The organism is Nocardioides sp., from assembly GCF_031422975.1.
Lineage (GTDB): Bacteria > Actinomycetota > Actinomycetes > Propionibacteriales > Nocardioidaceae > Nocardioides.
The window spans coordinates 1-4,045 of the sequence record NZ_JANPEO010000185.1; the positions used below are offsets into that span (position 1 = coordinate 1).

5 protein-coding genes are annotated in these 4,045 nt (G+C 70.8%); 1 reads left to right on the top strand and 4 read right to left on the bottom strand.

What is annotated here, in order from left to right; translation table 11 throughout:
* A partial coding sequence (locus RMO85_RS05825) for a D-alanyl-D-alanine carboxypeptidase (protein ID WP_310527303.1) occupies positions 1–909 on the bottom strand: 909 nt, incomplete at its 3' end.
* Between the two features lie 138 nt (positions 910–1,047).
* Here RMO85_RS05825 and RMO85_RS05830 point away from each other — a divergent pair.
* Positions 1,048–1,539, top strand: a complete 492-nt coding sequence (locus RMO85_RS05830) for an inorganic diphosphatase (RefSeq protein WP_310527305.1) — start codon at positions 1,048–1,050, stop codon at positions 1,537–1,539.
* A 111-nt stretch (positions 1,540–1,650) separates the two neighbouring features.
* Here the strand turns inward: RMO85_RS05830 and RMO85_RS05835 are convergent, their stop codons facing one another.
* From RMO85_RS05835 to RMO85_RS05845, 3 genes are all read right to left on the bottom strand, one after another.
* On the bottom strand, positions 1,651–2,325 hold the full coding sequence (locus RMO85_RS05835) for a class I SAM-dependent methyltransferase (RefSeq protein ID WP_310527311.1): 675 nt from the start codon (positions 2,323–2,325) through the stop codon (positions 1,651–1,653).
* Positions 2,322–2,978, bottom strand: a complete 657-nt coding sequence (locus RMO85_RS05840) for an SDR family oxidoreductase (RefSeq protein ID WP_310527315.1) — start codon at positions 2,976–2,978, stop codon at positions 2,322–2,324. Before RMO85_RS05840 ends, RMO85_RS05835 begins: the two co-directional genes overlap by 4 nt.
* On the bottom strand, positions 2,975–4,045 hold a 1,071-nt coding region (locus RMO85_RS05845), incomplete at its 5' end, for an acyl-CoA dehydrogenase (RefSeq protein ID WP_310527320.1). The genes RMO85_RS05840 and RMO85_RS05845, both read right to left, overlap by 4 nt.

The window sequence follows — 4,045 nt, forward strand, 5'->3', positions numbered from 1 at the left end:
GGCGCTCTGCACACTCGCGAGCGTGGCCGCGGCCGGTGCGGCGACACCCCTGGTCGGGTCACCCACCACGGTGACGCCCGCCTGCTCCAACGCACTGGCGAACGCCGCCGCGGCCGCGAACGACGGGTCGTCGCTGCGGCCGTAACCGCTCGGCGAGGCGCCCCGGTCGACCCACAGGGCGGTGATGGGCGTGACGATGTCGTCGGGGACGTAGTCGGCGCGCCACTGCGGGTTGTTGGTGGGCCCGGTGAAGAGCGTGTCGTCGAAGACGACTCGGACCTTCTTGCGACCGGTGAGCGCGCGAGCCGTGTCCCGGGCGAGAGTGACGACGTCGGCCCGCTCGGGGTAGGTGTTCGACGCCTCCTCGGGCGTCAGCGGCTTGCTCCCGAGGTAGGGGTCACCGCCACCGACCAGCACGACCTCGCGCGGAGTCCGTCCGGCGACGGCGCGGGTGGTGAACGTGGTCTCGGGGCCGAGGGCCGCCAGCGCGGCCGCGCTCGTCAGCACCTTGGTGGTCGACGCCGGCAGGTACTGGTCGTCGTCGTGGGTCCACACGGGTCCTTCACCGCTCAGGTCGCCGACGGCTGCCACGACATGCTTGCCCAGGGTCTGGTCGGCGAGGCCTTCGGCCAGGGCCGCCTCGACGGCGTCGGTCCTGACGCGGGACGCGGACTGCGCCGGAGCCGCGATCACGGGCGGATCGGTCCGGGCCGGGAACTCCAGTCCCGCCGGAGGAGCAACTGCGGCCGGGTCCTGGGTGACGTCGTCGCCGTACCAGCCGAGGAAGCGGGGGCCCACGTCGAAGCGGTAGGCAGCGGCCGCGCCGGCGAGCAGGGCGAGCACGAGGAGGGTGGGCAGCCAGTGCGCCGCGACGCCGGGTCCGGCAGGGTGGCGTCGGTCACGTCGCACTCGTTTTCCCCCACTCCTTTGGCCCTTTGTCGTCATTGTGCGCGACACTGACCCGTGAGCCGGGCCCGGGTCCACCCAGGGGCGACCAGGCGAACGCGCTCCGGACCCGCCGGGGCACCGATTGACGTGGAGGCACCTGTGCTCGAGTTTGACGTGGTGATCGAGATCCCCAAGGGCTCTCGCTACAAGTTCGAGATCGACCACGAGACCGGCAAGATCTACCTCGACCGGATGCTCTTCACCTCGACGGCCTACCCCGAGGACTACGGCTACATCGAGAACACCCTCGGCCTCGACGGCGACCCGCTCGACGCGCTCGTCATCCTGCAGGTCCCCACCTTCCCGGGGTGTCACATCAAGGCCCGCGCCATCGGCATGTTCCGGATGACCGACGAGGCCGGCGGCGACGACAAGGTGCTGTGCGTCCCGACGCACGACCCGCGCATGTCGCACCTCAAGGACATCAACGACGTCTCGGAGTTCGACCGTCTCGAGATCCAGCACTTCTTCGAGGTCTACAAGGACCTCGAGCCCGGCAAGTCCGTCGAGGGCGCCAACTGGGTCGGCCGCGAAGAGGCCGAGGCCGAGGTGCACGCCTCCTTCGAGCGGCTCAAGACCAACGGCCACTGAGCCGGCCCGTCCTGGGATATCCATGGGCGGGATGGCTGCAGATCACGCGCATTTGCCGCCATCGCGCCCATGGATATCGCCAGCTGTGGCGTTCCAGCGGGTAGCACGCGCTCAGTCCTTGCGCGCCCGGAAGTAGCCCAGGCCACCACTCATCTCGAGTCGTACGGCGCCCGCGCCGGCCTCGGCCAGCCAGCGCTGCGCGTCGGCCGCCGAGCACATGGGGCCGAGCACGTGGGCGCGTCGGCCGAGGGTGTGCACAAGCTCGTAGCGCCGCTCGACGCCCTGGAAGTCGCCGGTGAACAACGAGCTCCCGGTGATCGCCGCGCCGGGCTTGAGGACCCGGACCATCTCGCTGATCGCCCGGCGCGGGTCGGGGAAGACGTGCAGCCCGGTGAAGGAGACGACGAGGTCGAACGAGTCGTCCTCGAAGGGCAGGTCGCCCACGTCGGCGATGGCCGTGGTGACCTGCTTCTCCACTCCGCGCCTGCGAGCGACATCCAGCGCCCGCGACAGCATCTTCGGCGAGATGTCGGCCGCGACATAGTCGAGCTGGGCGCCCGGGCGCAGGCCGCGCAGGGCGACACCGCCGCCGACCGGGACGTCGAGCACCCGCGCACCGTCGGGCAGCTCCCCGATCTCCCGCGCTGCGGCGTACAACCGGGAGATGTCGCTGCCGAGACCGAGCCGCCACAGCGGCGCACCGAGAGCCGGGTGCTCGACCATCAGCGGATAGAACTTGGCCCAGAGCGGGTCCTCGTGCCAGCCGCCGACGAGCGGGAGCCTCATCCGTCGTAGCCGACGTGCGCGGTCCACTCGGCGTCGGACCTGACAGTCGCCGCGTGCAGGGCAGCCGAGACGGCCGGTGGCGCGAACGGACCCTCCTTGGCCAGGGAACCGTTGATCTGGACGGCAACGGCGCGGATGCCGCGCTCGCTCAAGGTGGCGTCGAGGCTGGTCACGAGGTTGCGGACGGCGGCCTTCTGGATTCCGAGGCTGGGTGCCGCGGGATCGGGTTTCTCTGAGGCGATGCTGCCGGTGACCAGCACCCGTGCGCCCGACGGCATCGCGTCGACGGCCGCCTGCACGGCAGGCAGCAGGGGCGCCACCCCCAGCGCGAGGTCTTCGAAGAGCTGGTCGACGGTGAGGTGCAGGACGTCTGCCTCGCGCCAGGCACTGGGGTTGAAGTGGAGTACGTCGATGCGCCCGTGCCGCTCGATGACGCCCTCGATGAGCGCTGTGACCGCGGCGGGATCGGTGAGGTCGGCACCGGCACCCTCGGCCGCGGCACCGGACTCGCGGAGCCCTGCGGCCAGTGGCTCCATGTGCTCGGCGGTCTGCCCGACCAGCACGACGGCGTGGCCGGTGTCGGCGAAGCGCCGCGCGGTGGCGAGGCCCAGGCCCGGACCGGCGCCGAGGACGACGTACACCGGAGTCGTCACAAGATCTCCTGCGAGCGCAGCATCGGCTCCGGCACCCCGAAGGCATCGACGAGGTCGACGGCCAGCGGCCGGATCTTGCGGCAGAGGTCGTTGATCTCGCGGCTGATCTGCTTCGAGCGGGCACTGGAGAGACGGCCGTGCTCCATGAACCACGCCCGGTCGGCCTCGATCGTGGTGAGCGCGTGCAGGTCGCAGAGCAGGTTGAGCGTGACCCTCTGGTCGCCGTCGGGCAGTGCGCGGGCCTTCAGGACGAAGGAGTCGAGCACCATCCGCTCGACGTGGGCCCGAGCCGCCGCGATCACGTGGTCCTGGACCTGCGAGAACACGTCGCCCGGGTTCATCCCGCTGTCGATGCCGCGCTTGAGCCGGCGCGCGACGCCGCCGAGCATGTGCTCCTCGCGGAAGCGCAGCATCGCGCGCTGGTAGTTCGGGTCGAGGAGCCCGGCCTCCTGGTCCCACTGGTCGCCGCCCGGCAGTGCGTCCTTGACCCGCTGGAACAGCTTGTGGGCGCTGGTCCTCTCCAGCACGGTCTCGACGGCGAGGCTGGCGACGAACCTGACCATCCCGAACTGGTCCATGTCCGAGAACTCGCTCGCGTAGTCGGTGAGCAGTCCCTTCGCCACCAGCTGCAGGAGCACGTGGTTGTCGCCCTCGAACGTGGTGAAGACGTCCGTGTCGGCCTTGAGCGCGGTGAAGCGGTTCTGGCTCAGGTAGCCCGCGCCGCCGCACGCCTCGCGGCACTCCTGGATCGTGCGGGTCGCGTGCCAGGTGCCGAGCGCCTTGAGCCCGGCCGCCCGCGTCTCGAGCTTGCGCCGGGACACCTCGTCGTCGGTGACGCCCATGAAGACGTCGTGCAGTGCGCCGGCGACGTACTCCTGCGCGAAGTGGAGCGCATAGGTGCGCGCCAGGAGCGGGAACAGCCGCCGCTGGTGCATGCCGTAGTCGAGGAGCAGCTGCTCCTGGTCGGGGTCGGCGGCCTCGAACTGACGACGGTGCGAGGCATAGCGCGTCGCGACCGTGAGCGCGACCTTGGACGCGTTGATGCCGGCACCGCCGACGCAGACGCG